Raw genomic sequence first — 23389 nt, 5'->3', positions numbered from 1 at the left:
GCCGGCACCGTGGCGCCCACCGCGCGCAGCAGATCGCTCACGGCCGGCGCCCCCAGGTGGCCCGGACCATGCCGCGCTGCCAGCCCGGCACCGGCCGCTGTCCGACCTCGGCGAAGCCTGCGTCGGACAGCCGGGCCCGCAGCCGCTCGTCGGTGTCGAAGTCCAGCACGCTGCGCCACAGGTACGTGAAGAGCTGGGGCCGGCGCGTGACGACCCAGGCCGACGGGATGACGATGCCCCAGCACAACGCGGTCCAGGCGGTGATATCGACCGGGCGGCCGGCGACGCCATAGTCGTGCACCAGCAGCACCCCGCCGGGGCGCAGCATGTCCCGCACGACCCGCAGGAAGGCGTCCTTGTCGGGCACGTTGCGGACGAGGTAGGCGGCGAACACCGCGTCGTACCGGGGCTGCTCGGCGACGAGGTCCTGCGCTTGGGCGTGCCGGAAGGACACCTCGGCGGGCCAGGTCTTGCGCTGGGCCTGCGCCAGCATGCCGGCCGATCCGTCGACCCCTTCGACCGCGAACGGCCGGCCGCTCTCGCGCAGGGCGCGCACCAGCGCGGCGGTGGACGAGCCCGACCCGCAGCCGATGTCAGCGATCCGCACCGGCCGCGGCGCGGCGCCCCCGGTGGCGTCGTCCGGCAGCAGGCCGACCAGGCTGCGCGCCGAACTGTAGAGCTGCTGGTCGTAGCCCGGCGACATGCCCGTGAGGCGGTCGTAGTGGGCGCCGATGCGGTCGAATTCCGCCGTCACCGTCGCGTCGCGGGCCGTGATGGGCGACATCAGATCTCGTTCCTCTCGTGGCTGGCGGCGCGGACCCAGCCCAGGATCGCCAGCGTCACCATGGACCACCCGAACAGGAAGTCCTCGACCGGGATGTCCCAGGGGGCGCGAATGCCGAGGTGATGCTCGGGGGCGTAGCGCACGATCGGGGCGCTGAGCTTGGTCAGCCAGCCGTCGACGAGCACCTGGAAGAAGCCCACGATCGCCATCGCGCACCAATAGCGGCCGGTGCGCAGGAGGCCCGTCCGGTACCAGAAGCGTTCGGCCGCCAGCACCGCCACCACCGAAACGACGGCGAGCACCGTGTATTCAGGCATCGCCACCCCCCGCCCGCCGGGCCTCCGCACGCTGGTCGCCCGCTTGCCGGGTCTCTGCCGGTCGGGCCTCCCCGTGTCGGGCCCCGGCCTGCCGGAGGCGCACGGCCGCACCCCACCGCAGCACCGTCCCCACCGCCCCGTAGGTCAGCAGCCCGCAGATCGGCACCACGAGGAAGAAGACCAGCTCCTCCACCGGCATCCCCAGCGGCGGGATGAGCCAGCCCGTCGTGTACCGCGGCGAATACGCCCAGTGGCCGCGCACGATGCCGAGCACGTCCCACGCGGAGTAGAGCAGCACGACGGGCCACAGGGCCCGCAGCAGCCGCCGCGGCCGCGCGTAGACCCGCGCCCGCAGGACCAGCTCCAAAGGCAGCGTGATGAGCAGGCACCCGGCCATCAGCAGCAGGTACTGGTAGGGGTCCCACGCGTCAGGCACGGGGCCGCCCCCTGCCCTCGGCCGACCCGGCCGACCCCATAGCCCCGGCCACCCACGCCGGTGCCGCGCCGTCGTCGTGCCGATACGTCCACGACGTCAGCGCCGTGCCCAGCATCGCGATCAGCACCCCGACGAAGATGTGCACCCCGACGACGCCGGACTCGCCGAGGGCGTACTGGCACCCGACGGCCACGGCCAACAGCACCGCGAGGGTGACGTTCACCGGGCCGGCGGCGCGCCGCAGCACGACGTACGCCACCGCACTCGCGACGCACACCGCGAGCGTCACGCCCGCGCCGACGGAGTGATGCCGCAGGTAGCCGCGGTCCCCGCCGAGGTACGCCGCCGCCCAACCGGCCTGCGCGATCAGGGCCGACAGCACCAGGGTGGCGACGAACCGCAGCGCGACCATCGCGCGCGAGGGGATTCTCATCACCCGATCCTGCCGGTGCGCACGAGGTAGCGCCGCTCGGCGTACGCGATGTCGTCGACCCACAGGCGCCCCTGCGTACGCCGTACGAGCGGACTCACCAGCGGCGCCACCCCGCGGGCCACCCGGAAGCCGGTCCGATCCGAGCAGGCCACCGTCGCCTCGGTCATGACGGTGCGGGGCAGCCCCGACGCGTCGGGTCCCATGGGCGTGGCGTGCGTCTCGACAACGCTGCCGGCGCCCTCGCCGGCGACGATCGTCATGACGATGGTGCGCGCGTCCGGGCAGGTGAACTCGGCGCGCACGGGCACGCCCCAGGTCCGGTCGAGCCGGAACGTCACGTCCGTGACCAGGCACTCGTCGGTGCTCGCGTGCTCGTCGACCTCGAGGTGGCTGAAGGCGTACGGGTGGAACCACGCGCCATGCCAGGGATCGAGACGGTTGGCCAGGATGTCCTGGGGCTCGCAGCGCGCCGCGTGGGTGTAGACGGCCGCCAGCGCCCGCTGGGGGTCCGGCCGCGCCGGCAGCACCGGCCGCTCGGTGGGGGTCTCGCCGGGCTGCTCGAGCCGGATCCACATGAGCACGCCGTCGTCGTACGCCGGCAGCAAGGGCCAGGCCCCAGGCCATTCCCCCGGGAGGCGCAGGCCGTGCCAGCGGCACACGACGTCCTCACCCAGCACGGCACACCCGGCCAGGCTGGCCCCCATGTGGGGGCAGGCGCCCGGCCCGGCGCGCAGCGTCCCGTCGGCCGTGCGCCAGAGCGCCACCTCGCGACCCGCGACGGTTCGGACGAGTGAGGTGCCCGCGCGCAGATCGGGGCTCGCACCCACGACGTACCAGCCGCCGGGGTCCCGCCGCGTGGCGGCCGCCAGGGCCCGCTCGATCCGGGGCACCGCGGCCTGGCGCCACGTAGAGCTCAGCTCCGCCGCCGGCGGCCGAGGGACCCGGCGCACGGGGATCCGCGGCTCGTACGGCGCGGCCGCCTCGCCGGTCCCGGCGGCCAGGACGCGCGCGGCGAGCGCGACCTTGGCGGCCGAGGGGACTCGGATCCGGCCGGCGAACACGTCGTAGTCGGCGCGCTCGATCCGGGCGAGGATCGCCGAGTACATGGCCAGCGCCGCCCCCACGCACCGCGCCGACGTGGGCGGCAGCATCGCCAGGCCCTGCTCGGCGTCGCGGTAGAGCTCCCGGTTGCGCGCGATCTGGGCCGCCAGGAAGCGGCGCCATTCGGGGGTGACCCTGCGAAGCCACGGGTCGGCGCCGTGCGCGGCCAACTCGTCCGCGGGCAGGTAGACCCGGCCGCGATCGAGGTCCTCGCCGACATCGCGGATGAAGTTCGTCAGCTGGAACGCCAGCCCCAGGGCCCGGGCCGCGGGCTTGGCGGCCGGGCTCGTCGGCTCCAGAACCGGGAGCATCATCTCGCCGATGACGGCGGCGGAGCCCTCCATGTAGCCGTCGCGCAGCTCCTCCCACGAGGACCACGTCGTGCGCGTGAGGTCCAGGGCCATCGCGCCGAAGAACCGCTCGAAGCAGTCGCGCGGCAGCGCCAGGCGATGCGCGGTGTCGACGATCACCGCCATGAGCGGGTGGGCGTCCCACCGGGTCTCCCAGGCCCGGAAGAATCGCGCCACGAACGCCGCCAGGCGCTCCTGCGGGCCCGCGGTGGGGGCGACGGTCAGGCCGATGCGGTCCGGGCCGTCGGGCTCATCGACGATGTCGTCGGCGAGGCGGCAGAGGGCGTAGATCGCGTAGACGTCCTCGCGCCGGTGGGCGGGCAGGAACGCCGTGCCCCAGTAGTACGTGGTGCCGAATTCGCGGGTCAGCGCCTGCGCCATCCGGCGCCCCGGGGTCAGGTCCGCGGTCGGGCCGGTCCCTGGCGGCGGGACCGGGGCGTCGCCGTACGGCGGTGTGGGCGGTGTCTGCGACGTCGCCGCTGGCGACGGTGCCGGCCGCGTCGGTCGGGCCGCGCGGGGACCCGCGACGAAGGGGCCGATACGGTGCATGCGGGCGCCCTCTCGGAAGGTGGACACGGCTCGCTGGAGTCCTCGGTTAGGCGTCGCCCGGGAGCATGGCCCGGGCCGTGTCCATGACCTTAGCCGCGAAGGGTCGGTCGTCGCCTCCGCTGGCCCAGTGCGGGTCCTGCGGCATCGGCCCCATCGGGTCGCGTTGTGCGGCAGGCACATCGGGCCGCTCCGGCGCCAGGCTGCGCTGGATGCAGTCGTCCAGGCCGAGGAGGTCGTGGTCCGGCGGCAGCAGCACCCGGAACCGGTCGTCGGCGGCCACCATGTCGTGGTGCAGGCTCTCGACCAGCGCGCGGACCGTCGTGTCGGGGACGTCGGTCATGGCGCCGACCAGGACCCCGACGAGGTCGGTCGGGAGGAAGGGCACGACCACCTGGGGCCTGGTGAGCCCGGCCAGCTCGGCGTACCGGTCGAGCAGTTCCCCGTAGGGCAGCGACGTCGGTCCGCCCACGTCGTAATGCCCCGTCGGAGCGTCCACGGTCAGGGCTCCGAGCAGCGCCTCCACCACGTCGACGACCGCGATCGGCTGCACACACGAGTTCATCCAGTCGGGGATGGTCTGCACCGGCAGCCGCTCGCTGACCTGGCGGATGATCTCGAACGAGGTTGACCCGCTGCCCATCACCACGGCGGCCCGCAGGGTGATCACGGTGGCCGGCGACGCCGACAACAGCCGCTCCACCTCCAGGCGCGAGGCGATGTGCTCGGACAGCTCCTCGGCCGGCACCGGCGGGACGATGCCGGAGAGGTAGACGACGCGGCCGATGCCGTGCTTGGCCACGGCGTCGGCGACGTTCTGCGCCGCCTGCCGGTCCTTCGCCGCGAAGTCGTCGCCGCCCATGCCGTGCACGAGGAAGTACACCGCGTCGACTCCGGCGCAGGCCGCGTCGACCTGGTCGGCGTCGGTGATGTCCATCTCGACGGTCGTGACCTCGTCGGACCACCAGGCCGGCTGGCTGGACTTCCGGTCGGACACCGTCGTCCGTACGTCGTAGCCCTCCGCCAGAAGCCTCGGGACGAGCCGCCCCCCGACGTACCCGGTCGCGCCGGTCACGAGCACCCTGCGCACCGGCTCCGGCGGCGCCGACCCGCGGTCACCGTCGGGGGCCGTCACGTTTTCGGGCTGAGCACACATATCGGCCACTCTTCCAGGCAAGGCCGCTCTGTTGAATCTTTGTCTAACGTTTGTGGTGGTTCGCCGGACACCGGCGCCGGCCCGGCGTTACCGTGAACGGCTATGGGCGAAGGGCTCCTCCGCGTCGGTCAGCTGGCGGCGCACCTCGGGGTGAGCACGCACGCCCTGCGCGCCTGGGAGAGCCGCTACGGCCTGTTCCGTCCGCTGCGCACCGACGGCGGATATCGACTGTACGACGCCGCCGACGTGCGCCGCGGCGAGGAGATGCGGGAACGGATCGGCCAGGGGGCACCCGCCGGGGAGGCCGCTCGCCTGGTGTTGCGCCGGCTGCCCCACGCGGCCCCCGGCGCCGCGGATCCCGTGCCGCCTGCTCCCGGTCGGGACGGCGACGAGCCCGACGACCTGGTGTCGACCGGGCAGCGCGAGCAGTGGCGGGCGGGCCTGCTGCGCGGGTGCGCCCAGCTGGACGAGCCGCTGGTACGCCGGCTGCTGGCGGAGGCCTCGAACCGGCTGGCCACCGACGACTTCGTCGATGAGATCGTCGTGCCGATCCTGCGCGCGGTGGCCGTGGGCCGCGACGATCCGGAGACCCTGAGCATCGCCCATGCCCATTTCGCCGGGAACCTGGTGCGCAGCGCCCTGCTCGCCCGGCAGCGCCGCGCCCTGGCGATGGACGCGCCCCGCCTCTGGCTCGCCTGTCCGGGGCGCGAGCTGCACGACCTCGGGCTAATGGCCTTCGGGCTGGTGGCCGCCGAGGAGGGCTGGGCGGTGCGCTTCTTCGGCGCGAATACCCCGCTCGGCTCGCTGGCCGCGTTGGCCCGGAAGGACCCGCCCGCAGCCGTCGTGCTCTCGGCGACACGGCCTGCGCCGCTGCGCTCCGCCGCTCTGGACGTGGCCGCCCTCGCCGAGCGAGTGCCGACCGCCATCGGCGGGCCCGCGGCCCGGCGGACGGCGTCGCTGGGGATCCCCGTACCGACCCTCCCCGGCGACATCGTCACCGAAGCCCGGGCGCTGCGCCGGACCCTGGGCCTGCAGGACCTGCAGGACCTGCGGGCGTAGCCGGGCGTCCCCGCGCTCTCCGATCGGAGCGCTATGGGCGCTCTGAGACGTCGAGACCCCGATCGGAGTCCGCGTGGGACGGCTCGCGCACGTGGCTCGTGGCGCCGGGCCACCACGTCCACCGCCCCAGATCCACGGCCACTGCGGGCACCAGCAGCGAGCGGACCACGAACGTGTCCAGCAGCACGCCGAACGCAACGATGAAGGCGATCTGGGCGAGGAAGAGCAGCGGGAGGATGGCCAGGGCCCCGAAGGTCGAGGCCAGCACCACGCCAGCGCTGGTGATGACGCCGCCCGTGACCGCGAGCGCGGTCAGTACCCCCTTACGCGGGCCGAGCCGGCCGACCTCCTCACGAGCCCGGGTCATGAGGAAGATCGAGTAGTCGACCCCCAACGCGACCAGGAACACGAACCCGTAGAGGACCGTCGTGGGGTCACCACCCGGGAACCGGAACACGTGGTTGAACAACACCGCGGAGATGCCCATGGTGGCGCCGAACGACAGCACGTTCGCGGCGACGATGAGCAGGGGCGCCACCACGGAACGCAGCAGCAGCACCAGGACCACGAACACGATGGCGGTGATGGCCGGGATAACCACCTTGATGTCGCGGTCCGCCGAAGTGCGCACGTCGAGCGTCTGCGCGGTCTGCCCCCCGACGAGCACGTCCGGGCTGATGGCCTTGAGGTCGGCCCGCACCCGACGTACCGTGTCCGCCGCCGCGGGACTGTCCGCCGCGTCGGTCAGGGTGGCCTGGACCAGGACCCGGCCGTCGACGACCTTGGGTGCGGGGGGCGGCGCGGGTGTGCCGTTGGGTGCCCCGGGCGCGCCGGTGGGCGCACCGGTGGGTGCGGGGGGCGGCGCGGGTGTGCCGTTGGGTGCGCCGGTCGGAGCCCCAGGCGCGCCAGCCGGCGGGGCGGCTACGGCGGGCACCACGCTGGCGGAGGTCACCCCGGCCTCGTTGCCGAGCCGTTCGACGACTCGCTGGCCCGCATCCTGCGGGGCGAGGACGAGCATCGGACTACCGGACCCGGCGTCGAAGTGCCGAGCCAGCACCTCCTGGCCGGTGACCGCGTCGACCTTGGTGAGGAAGATGTCGGACTGGGCGATGCCGTCGGCCTTGAGCGTCGTGAACTGCGAGGCGGCGGCGAGGAGCACCAGCGTCGTGAAGACCCAGGTCTCGCGGGGCCGGCGCCCGACGACCCGGGCGACGAAGCCCCAGCCCTTGCGCCGGTTGATGGCGTCCGCGCGATGGACGTGGTCCACCCGCGGGATCGAGGGCCAGAAGATCCAGCGCCTGCCGAGCAGCAGCACGGCGGGCAGGAAGGTCAACGCGGACAGCAGCGCGCCGAGAATCCCCAGCGCGGCGACCGGGCCGAGCCCCGACGTGCCCTTGAGTTCGGCCAGGGTGAGAGCCAGGAGCCCGAGGATCACGGTCGCGGCGCTCGCGACGATGGGCTCCAGCGTGGCCCGCCAGGCGATCTTCAGGGCCTCCCAGGTGGACTCGGAGTCGTGCAGCTCCTCCTTGTAGCGGGCGACGAGGAGGAGCGCGTAGTCGGTCGAGGCGCCCACGACGAGGATCGACAGGATCCCTTGGCTCTGGCCACTGACGGTGATGTGGCCGGACTCGGCGACCCGGTAGACGACGAAGCCCGCCGCCGACAGGCCGAAGACCGCCGTGAGGAGCACGGCGAACGGGAGGACCGGGCTGCGGTACACGACAAGCAGGATGACGAGCACGACCCCGAGGGCGACCAACAGCAGGATGCCGTCGATGCCCCCGAAGGCCGTGACCAGGTCGGAGATGAAACCGCCGGGGCCGGTGACGTACGCCGTGTAGCCCTGCGGCCGCAGGTCGTCCGCGACCGCCGCCTTCAGCGTCGTGGCGATCTGAGCCAGCGGAGTGGTCTTTCCGTCGGCCTTGGAGGCCTTCTCAGTGTTGAGCGGGAGCACCACGAGGAAGGCCTTGCCGTCCTTGCTCGGGACGGCCGCCACCCGCGGGCTGGTGAGGTAGTCGGCGATCGTCGCCGGATGATCCAGCGCCAGCGCGCGCCCGGGCAGCGACGCCGCGAACGACTGCGCGCCCGCGAGTTCCGAGGGGGAGAGCGCCCGGTCCCGCTCGGCGATCACGATCATCGGCAGCGTCTTGTCCTGGGCGAACGCGGCCTGCGCCTCGGACACCCGGGTGGACTCCGCGTCCGCCGGCAGGAACGAGGCGTTGTCGTTCTTCTGCAGCGAGGACAACTTGCCGATGGACTGGCCACCGACGCTGCCGATGGCCAGCCAGGCAAGGACCAGCAGGATCGCTCCGGCAAGAATCCCGCGCCCCAGGCGCCGCGCAGCGGGCGCGGTAGCAGTGGCACCGCCGCGATCGGTCTCGACGGGCCGGGGGCCGTCGCCGTGGGATCCGGGGCTCTCCCCGCGGGATCGGGTGGATCGGGCCATGCGACTGCACCTCGCGCGGGTATCGTTAGGGAGATTACTTACCATGTTGCTAAGTAGGTGAAGTAAATTACCAGCCTTCCGCCCCCGGACACGAATGCCGTCGAACCTTCGTCGCCGGTCGACGCGATGGGCCAGCACGGCTGGTCGCACACGCCCACGCTCGCCGCGCTGCAGGAGCTAATCGACCTCTCGGGTGCGGCGCCCGCTGCGGTCGCCCGCCGCGAAGGGCTGTCCCTCTCGGAGCTGCACGCGCTGCGCCACCTCGCGCAGGCGCCGCTGGGGCCGGCCGAACTCGCGCGCCGGCTCGGCGTCACCACGGCGGCATCGTCGGGGGTGGTGGATCGTCTCGTCATGCACGACCACGTCGTACGGCGTCCGCACCCCGGCGACGGCCGCCGCACCGAGGTGGTCCTCACCGACCACGGGCGCACCGAGATGCTGCGCATGCTGGCGCCGATGTTCGCGGGGCTGGCCGCGGTCGACTCCTCCCTCGATGCGACGGAGCGCGCGGCCGTGGACCGCTACCTGCGCGGCGCCATCGCCGCGGTGCGCGCCGTCCTCTGACTCCTCGCCGCCGGCGGTCGAGAACGCCCTGTGCCCATCTCGGGACGGCGGGCTTGACCTCAAGTCCACTTGATCTTCCAAGCTCGGCGCATGACGACACAGATCTTGCCGACACCGACACCGATACCGGCCACGACCACGGCCACGGCCACGGCCGACACCGTGGCCCGGTTGATGACCCGGATGACCGGCGACGAGAAGCACTCCGCCGCCGCCACCTCCACGCTCGACGTCCTGCGGGTGCTCTACGAGCGCGTCCTCGACGTCTCGCCCGACCGGGTCGACGACCCCGCCCGGGACCGGTTCTACCTGTCCAAGGGGCACGGCCCCATGGCGTACTACGCCGTCCTCGCCGCGCGAGGCTTCATCCCCGCCGACTGGCTCGACACCTGGGCGAGCTACGACTCCCCGCTCGGCATGCACCCGGACCGGCTGCTCGTCCCGGGGGTGGAGATCTCGTCGGGCTCCCTCGGGCACGGCCTGCCGCTGGCCGTGGGCACGGCGCTGGGCCTGCGGGCCCAGGGCATCGGGTCGCGCGTCGTGGTCCTGGTGGGGGACGCCGAGCTCGACGAGGGCAGCAACGCCGAGGCGATCGAGCTGGCCGCGGCGTTCGGCCTGGACCGGCTGAAGTGTGTGGTCATCGATAATGCCTCGGCGTCCTATCGCGTCCCGGGCCGCATCGCCGCCCGCTTCGCCACCAACGGTTGGGCCGCCAGCCAGGTCGACGGCCGGGATCACGACGCGCTCGAGTCGGCGCTGACCGCGCCAGCAGCGGGCCGCCCGACCGCCGTCGTCGCGATGGTGGGGGCGAAGTGATGGGCCCGCGCGAGCAGTTCGGGGCCACCGTGAGTCAGCTCATCGAACACGGCGAGCGCACCGCGCTGGTGTGGGCCGAGATCTCCGGCCAGTTCTTCGCCGAGGCCGCCGCCCGCCACCCCGAGCGGGTCGTCAACGTCGGGATCCGCGAGCAGGCGCTGGTGAGCACCGCCGCCGGGATGGCCCTGGCGGGGCTGCGCCCGATCGCGCACACCTTCGGCTCGTTCCTGGTAGAGCGCGCGTTCGAGCAGATCAAGCTCGACTTCGGGCACCAGGGGGTCGGCGGCGTGCTGGTCGGCGCGGACGGCTCCTTCGACATCGTCGCCGGCGGCCGGACGCACGAGTCGCCGGGGGATATGGCGCTCATGGACACCCTGAACGCGCAGCTGCACGCCCCGGGCACCACCCGCGAGGTGGATGAGATCCTGCGGGCCGTCGTGCCGGGCGACGGGCTGCACTACGTGTGGGTCGTCGGCCAGACGAACACCCACTCGTTCCCGGTGGGGCCACGCCTGCACGTCGTACGGCGGGGCGGCACCGGCCCCGGCCCCATCGTCATCGCCCTCGGGCCGGTCCTCGACGCGGTGCTGGACGCCACCGAGGGCACCGACGCGAGCGTGCTCTACGCCTCGACGATCCGGCCCTTCGACGCCGCCGGCCTGCGGGCGGCGCTGGGTTCATCCGCGATCGCGGAGGTGGTGCTCGTCGAGCCGTGGCTCGCCGGTACGTCGTCGCGGGTGGTCGCCGACGCCCTCATCGACGTCCCGCACCGGCTGCTGGCCCTCGGAGTCGGCCGCGCCGAGCACCGCCACTACGGCACCCCGGCTGAGCACATTGCCGCGCACGGCCTCGACGCCGCAGGCCTGCGGGCGAGCATCGACGCCTTCACCGCGGCTCGGGCCCGCTAACGCGTCAGCCGGGCCAGCTCCCCGGGCAACCAATCGTAGGGATCGCGCAGCGCCTGCCTGCGCCGACGGGAGTCCGCCCGCATCTCGGCAAGGTGACCGGCCGCGACATAGAACCGGGCGCGAGTGTTGCCGCGAGCCTCCAGGTACCCCGCATCGACGAGCGCCCGCAGGTCCCGCGTCGCGGTGCGCTCTTCGATCCCCGACCGCTTGACGTACGTCGGGCGGCGTACGACCAGACCCATCGCAGCGTCGAAGAGCGGATCGAAGGCGCGCTCCGGCAGGCGGGTGTCCGCCAGCAGGGTGAGAAGTTCGCTGCCGAGACGAGTGGACTCCTCCATGCGTCGGGTCAGCGTCTGCGCCTGCATGTGGTGGGCTCGAAGACTGAACTTGATCCACAGGTGAGCGTCGTTTTCGGGGTGCCACGCACCTTGGCCCGTGGCCGCGAGCACCCGGTAGTAGTCATCGGTGTTGCGCCCCAGCCACTCCTCGACGCTGGAGAACGTCGGCTCCAGGACCCTGTCCTGCGCGAGGACCAGCGTCTGCAGAGCCCGCGCCATCCGACCGTTGCCGTCTCGGAAGGGATGAATCATCACGAGGTTGAGGTGGGCCATCGCGGCCCGCACCATCGCATCGTCCTGCTGCCCGTGCAGCTCCGTCATCAGCTCACCCACCAAGGACGGCACGAGCTCGGCAGGCGGCCCCTCGTAGACGGTCGCGCCGTCCGACTCGCGGCCGACGTAGACGGTTCCGGTACGGAACTGCCCAGGCCCCTTCGTCAGGTCGTGATCGAGCAGCATGAAGTGCAGCGAGCGCAGCGTCTGCTCGGTGAGCTCGAACGCCGGATCCACCGCCATGTTCACGACGTACGTCAGGACCCGTCGATAGCCGACGATCTCGGCCCAGGTCCGCTGGTCCGCCGTCAACGGCTCCTGATCATCGACCGCAGCGAGCGCGTCGTCGTCGGTCACCGTGTAGCCCTCGATGGTGTTCGACCCTTGGATCGCTCGCGCCTGGGTGGTCCGGCGCAGTCCCCCGGTCCAGCGGCGCGGCGCTCGGAAGCCCTCCGCGGCCCGGTCCCGCATCTCGTGGATTTCAGCGAGAACGCCCTGATCCTCGAGGTCGAGGTTCGGCGTTCCGAAGAGCGTCATGTCGATGTCCTTATGTCTCTATCATTGCGACACCACCGTAGCGCCTTCGAGTGGATTGTCGCAATGATAGAGACATAAGGACAGGGGTGCGGGATCAGGCGCGGGAGCGGGCCTTCTGCGCCGCGCGGTGGGCGTGCAGCAGCGGCTCGGTGTAGCCGCTCGGCTGCTCCAGGCCCTTGAACACCAGGTCGCGGGCCGCCGCGAAGGCCTCGCCGTCGAAGCCGGGGGCCATGGGGACGTACGTCGGGTCGCCCGCGTTCTGCTCGTCGACCTTCGCCGCCATCCGGCGGAAGCTGTCCTCCACCAGCTCGGCGTCGACGACCCCGTGGTGCAGCCAGTTCGCGACGTGCTGGGAGCTGATCCGGCAGGTGGCCCGGTCCTCCATCAGCGGGGTGTTGCTGAGGTCGGGCACCTTGCTGCAGCCCACCCCGGCGTCCACCCAGCGCACGACGTACCCGAGGATCCCCTGCACGTTGTTGTCGACCTCGTCGCGGCGGTCCTGCTCCGACCAGTCCGCGGGGTCGCCGATCGGCACCGTCAGCAGCTGCTCCAGCGTGGCCCGGCGACCCTGGGTGCGGCCCCGTTCCAGCAGTTCCCGCTGCCGGGCCAGCACGTCCACCTCGTGGTAGTGCAGCGCGTGCAGGGTCGCCGCGGTCGGCGAGGGCACCCAAGCGGTCGTGGCCCCGGCCCGCGGGTGGGCGATCTTCTGCTCCAGCATGTCGGCCATGTTGTCGGGAGCGGCCCACATGCCCTTGCCGATCTGCGCCCGCCCGGCCAGCCCGCATTCGAGGCCGATATCGACGTTCTGGTCCTCGTACGCCGCGATCCACGGCGTCGACTTCATGGCGCCCTTGCGAATCATCGGCCCGGCCAGCATCGAGGTGTGCATCTCGTCGCCGGTGCGGTCGAGGAATCCGGTGTTGATGAAGACGACCCGGCTGCTCGCGGCGGCGATGCAGGCCTTGAGGTTGGCGGAGGTACGCCGTTCCTCGTCCATGATCCCGACCTTGATGGTGTCGGGCGCCAGGCCCAGGACCGCTTCGGTACGGCGGAACAGCTCGACGGTGTGCACCACCTCGTCGGGCCCGTGCATCTTGGGCTTCACCACGTAGATCGAGCCGGCGCGGGAGTTGCCGCCTGCGCGCTCGCCGCGCAGGTCGTGCACGCTGCCCAGGCAGGCGACGAGCGCGTCGAGGAAGCCCTCCGGGATCGGCTCGCCGTCCGGGTCGAGCACCGCGTCGGTGGTCATCAGGTGGCCCACGTGGCGGATGAACAGCATCGCCCGCCCGGGCAGGGTCAGTTCCCCGCCGTCCGGGGCGGTGTAGACCCGCGGCGGGTTCAGCGTGCGCCGGAAGGTGCGGCCGCCCTTGGTGACCTCCTCGGCGAGCGTGCCATGCATGAGGCCGAGCCAATTCCGGTACGCCGCCGTCTTGTCCGCGGCGTCGACCGCCGCGATGGAGTCCTCCATGTCGATGATCGTGGTCACCGCGGACTCCAGGACGACGTCCTGCACGCCGGCCGGGTCGGTGGCGCCGATCGGCCCGGCGCGGTCGATGACGACCTCGACGTGCAGGCCGTGATGCTTGAGCAGGACCGCGGTGGGTGCGGCTGGGTCCCCCTGGTACCCGACGAACTGCGCCGGGTCCGCCAGCGCGCTCGACGTACCGTCCTGCTGCTCGACGACCAACCCGCCGCCCTCGACCCGGTAGGCCCCGGCGGTCGCGTGCGTGCCGTCGGCCAGCGGCAGGTGCGCGTCGAGGAAGGCCCGCGCCCGCCCGACGACCGCGGCGCCGCGCCGCGGGTTGTAGGCGTCGCCCTTGGCCATCCCGTCGGTCTCCGGGAGGACGTCGGTGCCGTAAAGGGCGTCGTACAGCGAGCCCCACCGCGCATTCGCCGCGTTGGTGGCGAAGCGGGCGTTGAGGAGCGGTACGACGAGCTGCGGCCCCGGCTGAGCGCTGATCTCGGGGTCGACGTTCGCGGTCGTGACCGCGACGTCGGCGGGCTCCGGCACGAGATAGCCGATCTCGCCGAGGAACGCCTGGTACGCCGCCTGGTCGGTCGGCGCGCCGGGGTGTTGGCGGTGGTAGTCGTCGAGCGCCGCCTGGATCCGGTCGCGGGTGGCCAGCAGCTCCCGGCGTACCGGTCCCAGGTCGGCCACGATCCCCGCGAGGCCCGACCAGAAGTCGTCCTCGGCGATCCCGGTGCCGGGCAGGGCCTCGTCGCGGACGAACGCGCGCAGTTCCGCGGCGACGGTCAGTCCGGCGATCTGTTCGGTGGCCATCGCGGGGTCCTTTCGTGGCGGGAAGGCCCGAGCGTATCCGCCCGGCCCGGCCCGGGCAGCCCACAGGGCGCCCGGGGCACCCCGGTCCAACGAACGGGGTGCGCCGGGAGATCGCCTCAGGGGGTGGGCATCCCGCCGTTGACGTGGATCGTGGCCCCCACCACGTAGCTGGACTCCGGGGAGGCCAGGAAGACGTACGCCGGCGCGAGTTCGGTCGGCTGACCCGCCCGGCCGAGCGCGGTCTTGTGGCCGAACTTCGGCAGATCCTCCGGCAGCTGGCCGCCCGAGGGTTGCAGCGGCGTCCAGATCGGGCCGGGGGCCACGGCGTTGACGCGAATCCCCTTCTCGGCGAGCGCCTCCGCGAGGCCCTTGGTGAAGTTGTTGATCGCGGCCTTGGTCGAGGCGTAGTCGATCAGCGTCGGAGACGGCTGGTAGGCCTGGATGGACGTGGTGTTGATGATCGTCGCGCCGGGCTGCAGGTGCGGGAGCGCGGCCCGGACCAGGCGGAACATCGCCAGGATGTTGACGTCGTAGGTCGCCTCGAGCTGCTCGTCGTCGATGTCGTCGAAGGACTCGACGGCGACCTGCTTGCCGCCGTTGTTGACGAGGATGTCGAGCCCGCCGAGCTCCTTGATCGTCGTGTCGACCAGCGTCTTCGCGAAGCCCTTGTCCCGCAGGTCACCCGCGACGGTGACGACCGTGCGGCCCTCGGCCCGAATGACCTCGGCGACGTCCTGGGCGTCGGACTCCTCCTGCTCCAGGTAGGTGATGACAACGTCGGCGCCCTCCCGGGCGAACGCGATCGCGGTGGCGGCGCCGATGCCGGAGTCGCCACCGGTGATCAGGGCCTTGCGCCCGACCAGGCGGCCGGTGCCGCGGTAGGACTTCTCGCCGAGGTCGGCCTTGGGGGTCATCTCCGAGTCGAGCCCGGTGCCCGGGAGCGCCTCTTCGGGCGGGGTGATCTTGGGGTACCGCTTCACCGGGTCCTGCATAACGAGCTGGTCGGTGCTGGTCTGGTCGGCGTCGTTCTTCGTGGTGGACATGCCGCTCCTGGATCGAGGGTAGGGATCGGGTCTCCCCTACCCCGCCAATCGCGCTGCCACGCCCACCCTTTCGGGGGGTCTGGAGCCGGAGCCTCCACGCGGGTCCGGCGCCGAAGCCTCGCGCGGCACCGGCGCCGGCGCGCAGCTATCCCGCCCCGAGCGGCGTCGGGATCGTCGCCGCGCTGGCCGGATCGATCAGGATCTTGGCGTGCTCCGGCGCCCCGGCGAGCGCCTCGAACGCCGTCGCCACGCCCGGCAGCCCGACGACGCCCGTGACGATCGGCCTGGGGTCCACCGTCCCGTCCGCCATCAGGTGCAGGGCCTCCCGGAAGTCGGCGGGGTTGTAGCAGAACGAGAACCGCAGCTCGAGCTCCTTGTTGAGCGCCATCGCGGGCCGGAACGTGTCGGGCGGCATGCAGACGCCGACGACGACGAGGCGGGAGAGGTACGGCGCGTCGGTGACCAGACGCTCGATGACGCCGGGCACCCCGACGCACTCGAAGACCACGGGTCCTCGCGCCCCCACGCCTGCGCGCTCGGCCGCCCGGATGACGTGCCACCACGGCACCCTGGGGGCGCGGTGCAGCGTGCTCATGGCGTCCAGCGCGAGGCCGAAGAAGTCCGGGGCCCGGCGGATGTGCCCGCCCGCGTCGCCGTACGCCTCGAACGGCGAGCCCGCCCCCGGGTCGACCACGAGGTCGGCGCCGCAGCGCTGCGCGAGCGCGCGGCGCGCGGCGGAGAAAGTCGCTGGCCACGACGGTGCTGACACCGGCCGCCTTGAGCATGAGGATCACCGCGAGGCCGATGGGACCACAGCCGATCACCACGGCCACGTCGCGGCGGCGGACGTGCGAACGACGTACGGCGTGCCGGGCGACCGCCAGCGGCTCCGTCAGCGCGGCGAGCTCCGGGGGCACGCTCCCGGGAACCGGCATCGTCACGTCCTCGGCGACCACGACGTACTCGGCGTAGGCACCCGGCGCCTGGTCCGACAGGCCGATGAGGTGCACGTCCCCCGCGTGCCGCAGGACGGGCATCGCGACGACGGGGCTGCCGACCGGCCAGCGGCGCCGGCAGTCCGGGCCGTAGTCGGCGACCTCGCCCGCGAACTCGTGCCCCAGGACCACGGTGTCGGCCCGGCGCATGAAGTCCGGATAGCCCACCTCGGCGGCGATGTCGGCGCTCGCGTCGGCGTCGGTGCGGGCGTGCAGGTCCGACCCGCAGATGCCGCACCGGAGCACCCGCAGCAGCACCTGGCCGGGGCCGGGCCTCGGGGTGGGCAGCTCCGCGACGCCGAGCCTGCCCTCGTGACAGGTGACGGCCCTCATCGCCGCGCCCCGCCCGCGCGGACTCCGGCGGTCTCGCCCACGGGCGTCGCTGCTTCCCAGCGCAATCCGTCGTCAAGGTCGGCGCGGTTGGTGTGCCACCCGTCGCGCAGGACGTTCTGCGCGACGGCCCACGGATAGCGGTCCGTGGCCCGCGGCATGAGCCCGGCCGCCCGCGCCAGGTAGCCGGACCGCATATCCATCATCGGGTGGGACGGCCCAGGATCACTGGGGACGATCGGCGTCACGCGGTCGGTGCCCGAATCGACCAGCCGGCGCAGGATCCTGGCGATGAGGCGGGCCGACATGTCGGCGCGGACGGTCCACGACAGGTTGATGTAGCCGATGACGAACGCCGCGTTGGGCACGCCGCTGAGCAGGGCGCCCCGATAGACCTACCGGCTCGCCAGGTCCACGGGCGCCCCGTCCACGGTGAGGTCGATGCCGCCGAGCAGCTTGATGGCCAGGCCGGTGGCGGTCACGATGGCGTCGGCCTCGACGGTCCGCCCGTCGGTCAGGCGCACCCCCTCCGGGACGAACCGCTCGATGGCGCCGGTCACGACCTGGGCCCCGTGGTCCCGGATCGCGGCGAAGAAGTCCCCGTCCGGGGCGATGCAGAGGCGCTGGTCCCAGGGGTCGTACGGCGGGTCGAAGTGCGCCGCCACCACCTCCGGCGAGCCGATCCCCGCCACGGCGCCCTTCCGGAGCAGGTCACGCATCCGGCCCGGCGCGCCTTGACAGGCCTGGTAGAGCGCCCACTGCAGGAGCGTGTTCTTCGCGCGCACGACCCGATGCGCGGGGGTGGGCGGCAGCACCCGCCGTACGGTGTCCGCGACCGCGTCTCGGCGGGGCTGCGCGAGGACGTACGACGGGGTGCGCTGGACCATCGTGACCCGGGCACCCCCGGCGGCCAGCGCCGGGACGAGGGTGACGGCGGTCGCCCCGGACCCGATGATCGCGACGCGACGTCCCCGGCAGTCGAGGTCTTCGGGCCAGAACTGGGGGTGGACCACGGCGCCCGCGAAGTCCGCGCGGCCCGCGAAGCCGGGGTCGTAGGGGTGGTCCGGGTCGTAGTAGCCCGTGCAGACCACGAGGAACCGAGCGGTGAGGTGCTCGACGTGCTCGACGTGCTCGACGTGCTCGACGTCCTCGTTGCCCTGGCTGCCATGGGGGCCCGGACCAGCCGAGGCGGTCTCGACGCGCACCCGCCAGCGCGCCTGCGCGGAGCACCAGTCCGCGGCGGTCGCCCGCGCGCCGAACCTGATGTGCCGGTCGATGCCGTGGCGGGCGACCACCTCCGCCAGGTAGGCCCGGATCTCGGCGCCATCGACGATGGCGTTCTCACCCGTCCAGGGGTGGAACGGGTAGGCGAGCGTGAAAATGTCCGAGTCCGAGCGAATCCCGGGGTAGCGGAACAGGTCCCAGGTTCCCCCGATCGCCTCGCGCGCCTCCAGGACGGCGTAGCGCAGGTCCGGACACCGCTCCTGCACCCGGTAGGCCACGTCGATGCCGGAGATGCCGGCCCCGACGATGAGGACGTCAACGCTGTGGTCGGACATGCGGGCTCCTCACTGCGGACGCCCGCCAAGGCCCCGTCGACACGGCAGGCTCACCCATCCTCCCGCCCCTGGCGCCACCCGGCGTTGCGCCGCACGGCTTAAGGTGTGGCGGTGCCTACCGAGACGCGTGGTTCGGGCGAATTACCCTCTTCCGGCGGGAGGTTGCGCCCTTGGCTGGCCGACGAGGCGCAGGTGGCCCAGCGCATCCTCTGGGTGGGGCTGGCGTTCCTGCTGGTGGTCTGGCTGGTGCGTCAGGTCGAGGTGGTCGCGGTGGCGGCCTTCCTCGGGTTCGCGCAGACGGCGCTGCTGTGGCCGGTCGTCAAGCGGCTGCGACGGTTCCTCCCGGGCGGGCTGGCGGCGATCCTGGTCGTGACGGTGTACGCCGCGGCCATCGTCTCGCTCATCTGGTTCATCATCGTGGAGCTGTCGCGGTCCTGGTCCGGGCTGGTGGAGTCCTTCCTCAGCGGGCTCGATTCGGCGAACACCTGGCTGCAGGACATCGGGCTCTCGCTCACCCCCGAGATCCTGCAGAACCTCGGGACGCAGTTCCGCGGGACGATTTCGCAGTTCTTCAACGGCGTGAGCTCGTTCGCCATGACCGGGATCACGGCCGTGTCGACGCTGGTCACCGTCATCGTCGTGGCGACGTTCGCGACGCTGTTCTGCCTGGCCAGCGGCGACGACCTGTGGCGGTCGGTCCTCGACGCGATTCACCCCGCGCGGCGGGCCCGGATCGACGGCGCCATGCGGGCGGGGCTGCGCACCGCCCGCTGGTGGATGTTCGCCTCGACCGCGACCGGCCTCGTCGACGGCCTCTTCATCGGCCTCGGGCTGTGGTTCCTCGGCGTTCCCTTCGTCGTGCCGATCATGGTGCTCACGTTCATCCTCGGCTTCATCCCGATGATCGGGGCCACCACCGCGGGAGCCGTGGCGGTGGGCATCGCGCTGTTCTCCGGCGGCATCAAGACCGCGATCTGGGCCCTCATCGTCGTGCTGCTGGTGCAGCAGGTGGAGGGCAACGTGCTCTCCCCGCTGCTGCTCAGCCGGGCGATGAGCTTCCACCCCGTGGTGACGCTGCTGCTGGCCACCGGCGGCGGCATGGCGTTGGGATTCAGCGGCCTGTTCCTGGCGGTCCCGGTCGCCGGCGTCCTGGTGGCCATGCGCAAAGGCTGGTTCGAGGCCCGCGCGAGCGGCGCCGAGGGGGCGCCGGAGCTCGACGTACGGTCCCGAGAGCGGCCCGACGAACCCGCCGCGGCAGCCCCGGACGGGACCGCGGATTCGGTCGATCGTGCCGTCGAGTAGACTGGACGTGCACGCCCGGGCCGTTCGGCCGGGCGCCACCGTTCGAGTCGAAGCCTCTCGCCGCGAGCGCCAGAGCGCCGCGCGGAACCGACCGACACCTGATCTTTCGGAGTTTCATCATCGCTACCTGCACCTTCGGCACGCTCGGCGTGCCGGGCGCGCTGACGGCCGTTCTGGCCCAGCGCGGCATCACCACCCCCACCCCTATCCAGGCGGCCACGCTGCCCGACTCGCTCGCCGGCCGCGACGTGCTCGGCCGGGGCCGCACGGGCTCGGGCAAGACGTACGCGTTCCTGTTGCCGCTGCTCGCCCGGCTGCACGCGGCGCCCGCGCGGCCCCGCCCGGGCCGGCCGCGCGCGCTGATCCTGGCGCCCACCCGCGAACTCGTCGACCAGATCGACGCGGCCCTCGCGCCCCTCGCCGGGGCGCTGCGGCTGCGGTCCCGGACCGTGTACGGCGGAACCAACCAGAACCCCCAGGTCCGGGCCCTGCGCGACGGCGTCGACATCGTCGTGGCCTGCCCCGGCCGCCTGGAGGACCTCATCGGCCAGGGACACTGCCGCCTCGACGCAGTCGAGATCACGGTCCTCGACGAGGCCGACCACATGGCCGACCTCGGCTTCCTGCCGGTGGTCCGACGGCTCCTCGATGCGACGCCCGCCACCGGGCAGCGCCTGCTGTTCTCGGCCACGCTCGACCAGGCCGTCGACGGGCTGGTCCGCCGCTACCTGCACGATCCCGCCACGCACGAGGCCGACTCGGCGCAGTCCCCGGTCAGCACCATGACGCACCGCGTCCTGCGGGTGGCCGAAACGGGCCATGTCGGGGCCCTGGTGGACCTGACCGCCACCAGCGATCGCACCGTCGTGTTCACGCGCACCAAGAGCCGGGCGAAGCGCCTCGCCAAGCAGCTCAACAACGCCGGGGTCCCCTCGGTCGAGCTGCACGGCAACCTGTCCCAGAACGCCCGGACCCGGGCCATGGCCGCCTTCCACGGCGGTCAGGCGAGGGCGCTGGTCGCCACCGACATCGCCGCCCGCGGGATCCACGTGGACGACGTCGGCCTGGTCGTCCACGCCGACCCGCCGACCGAGCACAAGGCCTACCTGCACCGGTCCGGCCGCACGGCCCGCGCCGGCGCCACCGGCACCGTCGTGACGCTGGCCACCGACGCGCAGGCCGGCGAGGTCGCCGCGCTGCTGCGCAAGGCCGGAGTGCGCGTCGAGCGCACCGCCGATGACCGGTCCGCCGAGGCCGTGCCGCTCGAGAGCGGCCGCGCCCGGCACGCCCAGCGGGCGCATCAGAGCCGCGCCCCGCGGCAGGCGCCGACCCAGCGATCCGGCCAGGCCCAGCGATCGGGCCAGGCTCAGCGATCGAGTCAAGACCAGCGCCCGGGTCAGGGGCAGCGGGCCAGCCAGGGGCAGCACGCGAGCCAGGGCCAGCGACAGGGCCTGCCCCCGCGGCAGCGCACGGACGCCGGTCAGGCACAGCCGCTCGCTCAGCGGACCTCGGGTCCGCGCCGGGCCACCCGCCCCCGCACCCAGGCTCCAGTCCAGCGCACCGCCTGACCCGGTCCTCTGTGCCAGTTCCGCGCCACCGGCCGCGCCGTACGGTCGCGGCCTTGAGCCGTTACCGTTCGTCGTTCCCGTCCCGGGATAGGACGAAGAACAGCGGCGCCGGCTCGGCGCGATAGTCCATCCGCCCGATCAGCGTGTCCTCGGCCACCTGCCGGAACACGTCGATGATCGGCAGGTCGTCGTAGATCATGGCCGCCGTCACCACCCCGTGGTCCTCGAGGTGACGCAGTCGCGCGCCGTACCCGTGGGCCCGCACCGCGGGCCGCACCAGCCCGAGGAGCCCGCGCCCCCGCCCCACCAGAGCCGGCGAGACCCGCCGCGCCAGCCCCAGCGGCACCCAGCGCGGGTCCACCGGAAAGACCTGGCCGGAGGGGTCCCGGAGGAGCAGCGGGTGCACGGCCTCGGGCCCGTCGAACTGCTTGCCGTACCAACCGGCCGCGCTCAACAGCCCATCCCAGGGGTGCCCGGTCGCCAGCTCCCGACCGCGCCAACGCCCCGTGATCGCCTCGGCCCGCGCGGGCGGCAGGCTCGCGAAGAAGGTCGCTGCTTGCTGACGCGAGCAGGCCGGTTCGAGCGCTGCCAGCTGGTCCAACGCATCCACGGAATCCACCGGACCGTTGTACCGCGCTCCTGGCGCCGCTGATTTCACCTGCGCGCCAAATTCTCGATCGGACGGCGATGATTCTGCGGACCCACGTCGGTCTGTACGGGTGAGAGCGGCCGCCGGGGCCGCCCGCAGCGAAAGGCAACCGTCATGTCTGAGCAGGCCACCACCACCCGCACCCACCAGATGATCTTCGTCAACCTGCCCGTCGCCGACACCAACCGCAGCCGCACGTTCTTCACCGCACTGGGCTACGCCTTCAACGAGGAGATGTGCCAGGACGGCACGGCGCTCGCCCTCGAACTCGGCCCGAACCTGTTCGCGATGCTGCTCCAGCGCGACTTCTTCAACCAGTTCCACAAGGCGCAGCTGGCCCAGCCGGGCCACCACGAGGTGCTGACCTGCCTGTCCGCCGACAGCCGCGAGGCCGTGGACGACCTCGTGGACCGTGCCGTGGCGGCCGGGGGCACGCAGGTGCGCGCCGAGGAGGGCGGCGACTTCATGTACGGCCGCTCGTACGCCGACCCCGACGGCCACATCTGGGAAATCATGTGGATGGACGTCGAGAAGGCCCGGGCGGCTGGCACGTTCGGCTGAAAGAAGGTACGTCGTGAGCACCGACTTCGAGGCGGCGACCGCGCCCCTGCGGCGTGAGCTGCTGGCGCACTGCTACCGGATGATGGGGTCCGCCGTGGACGCGGAGGACCAGGTCCAGGAGACCTACCTGCGGGCGTGGCGGGCGTTCCACTCCTTCGACGGCCGGTCCTCGGTCCGGACGTGGATGTATCGGATCGCCACCAACACGTGCCTGTCGGCGCTGTCGTCCGCCTCGAAGCGGGTGCTCCCCACCGGCCTCGGCGCCCCCGCCGGTGACCCCTCCGCCGCGCTGCAGCGGCGCGACGACGTCGCCTGGGTGGAGCCGATGCCGGAGGCGATGCTGTGGCAGAGCGCCCACCCGACGCCCGAGGAGCAGCTGCTCGGCCGGGAGAACATCGCGCTGGCGTGGACGGCCGCGCTGCAGAATCTCACCCCGAACCAGCGGGCGGCGCTGCTGCTGTGCGAGGTCCTCGGGTACAGCAGCGCGGACGCGGCCGAGACGTTGGACACGAGCGTGGCGTCGATCAACTCGGCGCTGCAACGCGGCCGGGCGACCATCGGCGAGGGCCTTGCCGAGCCGGCCGATTCGGTCGACGAGCAGGTGGAGGCCGCCGCCGTCGACGCCTTCGTGGACGCCTTCGAGCGCCACGACTTCGAGGCGGTCAAGGCGTCCCTCGCGGAGGACGCGACGTGGCAGATGCCGCCGTTCGACCGGTGGTACGCGGGCGCCCGCGACGCCGCCGTACTCTCCTGGACGCACTGCCCCGCCAAGGCGGCGGGCGACCTGGCGTTCCGGCGGACCCGCGTCAACGCGGGCCCCGCCGTGGGGATGTACCTGCGCAAGGGCCGCCAGTGGGAGGCGTTCCAGCTCCAGGCCCTGCACGTCGGGCCGTCCGGGCGGGTCGACGCGGTGGTGGGCTGGTTCGAGCCTCACCTCTTCCGCCTCGCCGGCTTGCCGCTGGTCCTCGAGGACGCCGCGGGCTGACCAACTCGTACGACGTACGTGGTCGCGCTGGTGGGCCCGCGGCATACGGCGT

The 23389-nt window shown here is 72.8% G+C and carries 19 protein-coding genes and 2 pseudogenes; 8 read left to right on the top strand and 13 right to left on the bottom strand.

The genetic code is table 11. The features are described from left to right. Positions 1-37 precede the first annotated feature (37 nt). From IPK37_07915 to IPK37_07890, 6 genes are all read right to left on the bottom strand, one after another. The gene (locus IPK37_07915; protein QQS02238.1) at positions 38-784 is read right to left on the bottom strand and encodes a class I SAM-dependent methyltransferase; all 747 of its coding nucleotides are present in this window, start codon (positions 782-784) and stop codon (positions 38-40) included. Continuing rightward, positions 784-1101 carry a lycopene cyclase domain-containing protein gene (locus tag IPK37_07910; protein QQS02237.1) on the bottom strand — a complete coding sequence of 106 codons (318 nt, stop codon included), beginning with the start codon at positions 1099-1101 and terminating at the stop codon, positions 784-786. The genes IPK37_07915 and IPK37_07910 overlap by 1 nt, the downstream gene beginning before the upstream one ends. Next, positions 1094-1498: a lycopene cyclase domain-containing protein gene (locus IPK37_07905; GenBank protein QQS02748.1), complete on the bottom strand. Its 405-nt coding sequence runs from the start codon at positions 1496-1498 to the stop codon at positions 1094-1096. The genes IPK37_07910 and IPK37_07905 overlap by 8 nt, the downstream gene beginning before the upstream one ends. 31 nt (positions 1499-1529) lie before the next feature. Further along, a complete protein-coding gene (locus IPK37_07900; protein QQS02236.1) occupies positions 1530-1970 on the bottom strand; it encodes a hypothetical protein in 441 nt (146 codons plus the stop codon). Next, positions 1970-3076: a Rieske 2Fe-2S domain-containing protein gene (locus IPK37_07895; protein QQS02747.1), complete on the bottom strand. Its 1107-nt coding sequence runs from the start codon at positions 3074-3076 to the stop codon at positions 1970-1972. The genes IPK37_07900 and IPK37_07895 overlap by 1 nt, the downstream gene beginning before the upstream one ends. A gap of 940 nt (positions 3077-4016) precedes the next feature. Continuing rightward, on the bottom strand, positions 4017-5042 hold the full coding sequence (locus IPK37_07890) for an NAD(P)H-binding protein (GenBank protein ID QQS02746.1): 1026 nt from the start codon (positions 5040-5042) through the stop codon (positions 4017-4019). Positions 5043-5225: 183 nt separating this feature from the next. Between IPK37_07890 and IPK37_07885 the strand changes: the two genes are divergently transcribed. After that, positions 5226-6182, top strand: a complete 957-nt coding sequence (locus IPK37_07885) for a MerR family DNA-binding transcriptional regulator (GenBank protein ID QQS02235.1) — start codon at positions 5226-5228, stop codon at positions 6180-6182. Between the two features lie 31 nt (positions 6183-6213). On the opposite strand, the gene IPK37_07880 is transcribed toward IPK37_07885, so the two are convergent. After that, complete coding sequence (locus IPK37_07880; protein ID QQS02234.1) at positions 6214-8628, bottom strand: MMPL family transporter; 2415 nt, start codon at positions 8626-8628, stop codon at positions 6214-6216. Between the two features lie 126 nt (positions 8629-8754). Here IPK37_07880 and IPK37_07875 point away from each other — a divergent pair, with 126 nt between their 5' ends. From IPK37_07875 to IPK37_07865, 3 genes are all read left to right on the top strand, one after another. Then, positions 8755-9192 carry a MarR family transcriptional regulator gene (locus IPK37_07875; protein QQS02233.1) on the top strand — a complete coding sequence of 146 codons (438 nt, stop codon included), beginning with the start codon at positions 8755-8757 and terminating at the stop codon, positions 9190-9192. A 90-nt stretch (positions 9193-9282) separates the two neighbouring features. Next, positions 9283-10008 carry a transketolase gene (locus IPK37_07870; GenBank protein ID QQS02232.1) on the top strand — a complete coding sequence of 242 codons (726 nt, stop codon included), beginning with the start codon at positions 9283-9285 and terminating at the stop codon, positions 10006-10008. Next, entirely contained in the window at positions 10005-10916 is a 912-nt protein-coding gene (locus IPK37_07865) for a transketolase (GenBank protein QQS02231.1), read from the top strand. Before IPK37_07870 ends, IPK37_07865 begins: the two co-directional genes overlap by 4 nt. On the opposite strand, the gene IPK37_07860 is transcribed toward IPK37_07865, so the two are convergent. The 5 genes and pseudogenes from IPK37_07860 to IPK37_07840 all read right to left on the bottom strand — a co-directional run bounded on the left by IPK37_07860 (position 10913) and on the right by IPK37_07840 (position 18272). After that, entirely contained in the window at positions 10913-12064 is a 1152-nt protein-coding gene (locus IPK37_07860) for a Fic family protein (protein ID QQS02230.1), read from the bottom strand. The two genes, IPK37_07865 and IPK37_07860, sit on opposite strands and share 4 nt — an antisense overlap. Positions 12065-12158: 94 nt before the next feature. Then, a complete protein-coding gene (locus IPK37_07855; GenBank protein QQS02229.1) occupies positions 12159-14345 on the bottom strand; it encodes a malate synthase G in 2187 nt (728 codons plus the stop codon). A gap of 116 nt (positions 14346-14461) precedes the next feature. Next, positions 14462-15388, bottom strand: a complete 927-nt coding sequence (locus tag IPK37_07850) for an SDR family oxidoreductase (GenBank protein ID QQS02228.1) — start codon at positions 15386-15388, stop codon at positions 14462-14464. Positions 15389-15533: 145 nt separating this feature from the next. Beyond that, positions 15534-16716, bottom strand: a pseudogene (locus IPK37_07845) (zinc-binding dehydrogenase). Next, positions 16713-18272: pseudogene (locus IPK37_07840) on the bottom strand (NAD(P)/FAD-dependent oxidoreductase). The pseudogenes IPK37_07845 and IPK37_07840 overlap by 4 nt, the downstream one beginning before the upstream one ends. Before the next feature lie 192 nt (positions 18273-18464). Between IPK37_07840 and IPK37_07835 the strand changes: the two are divergent. Together IPK37_07835 and IPK37_07830 are read left to right on the top strand one after the other, a co-directional pair. Continuing rightward, positions 18465-19574, top strand: a complete 1110-nt coding sequence (locus IPK37_07835; GenBank protein ID QQS02227.1) for an AI-2E family transporter — start codon at positions 18465-18467, stop codon at positions 19572-19574. 119 nt (positions 19575-19693) lie between these two features. Beyond that, positions 19694-21142, top strand: coding sequence for a DEAD/DEAH box helicase (locus IPK37_07830; protein ID QQS02744.1), 1449 nt, complete (start codon positions 19694-19696; stop codon positions 21140-21142). A 61-nt stretch (positions 21143-21203) separates the two neighbouring features. Here IPK37_07830 and IPK37_07825 read toward each other — a convergent pair whose 3' ends face one another. Beyond that, positions 21204-21752 carry a DUF4334 domain-containing protein gene (locus IPK37_07825; protein QQS02745.1) on the bottom strand — a complete coding sequence of 183 codons (549 nt, stop codon included), beginning with the start codon at positions 21750-21752 and terminating at the stop codon, positions 21204-21206. Positions 21753-21941: 189 nt separating this feature from the next. Between IPK37_07825 and IPK37_07820 the strand changes: the two genes are divergently transcribed. Further along, complete coding sequence (locus tag IPK37_07820; GenBank protein QQS02743.1) at positions 21942-22352, top strand: glyoxalase; 411 nt, start codon at positions 21942-21944, stop codon at positions 22350-22352. Next, a complete protein-coding gene (locus tag IPK37_07815) occupies positions 22336-23337 on the top strand; it encodes an RNA polymerase subunit sigma-70 (protein QQS02742.1) in 1002 nt (333 codons plus the stop codon). Before IPK37_07820 ends, IPK37_07815 begins: the two co-directional genes overlap by 17 nt. Positions 23338-23389: the final 52 nt, after the last annotated feature.

The organism is Austwickia sp., assembly GCA_016699675.1.
Lineage (GTDB): Bacteria > Actinomycetota > Actinomycetes > Actinomycetales > Dermatophilaceae > Austwickia.
Note: the sequence above shows the minus strand (reverse complement) of the source record. Positions and strands in the feature narration are given on the sequence as shown.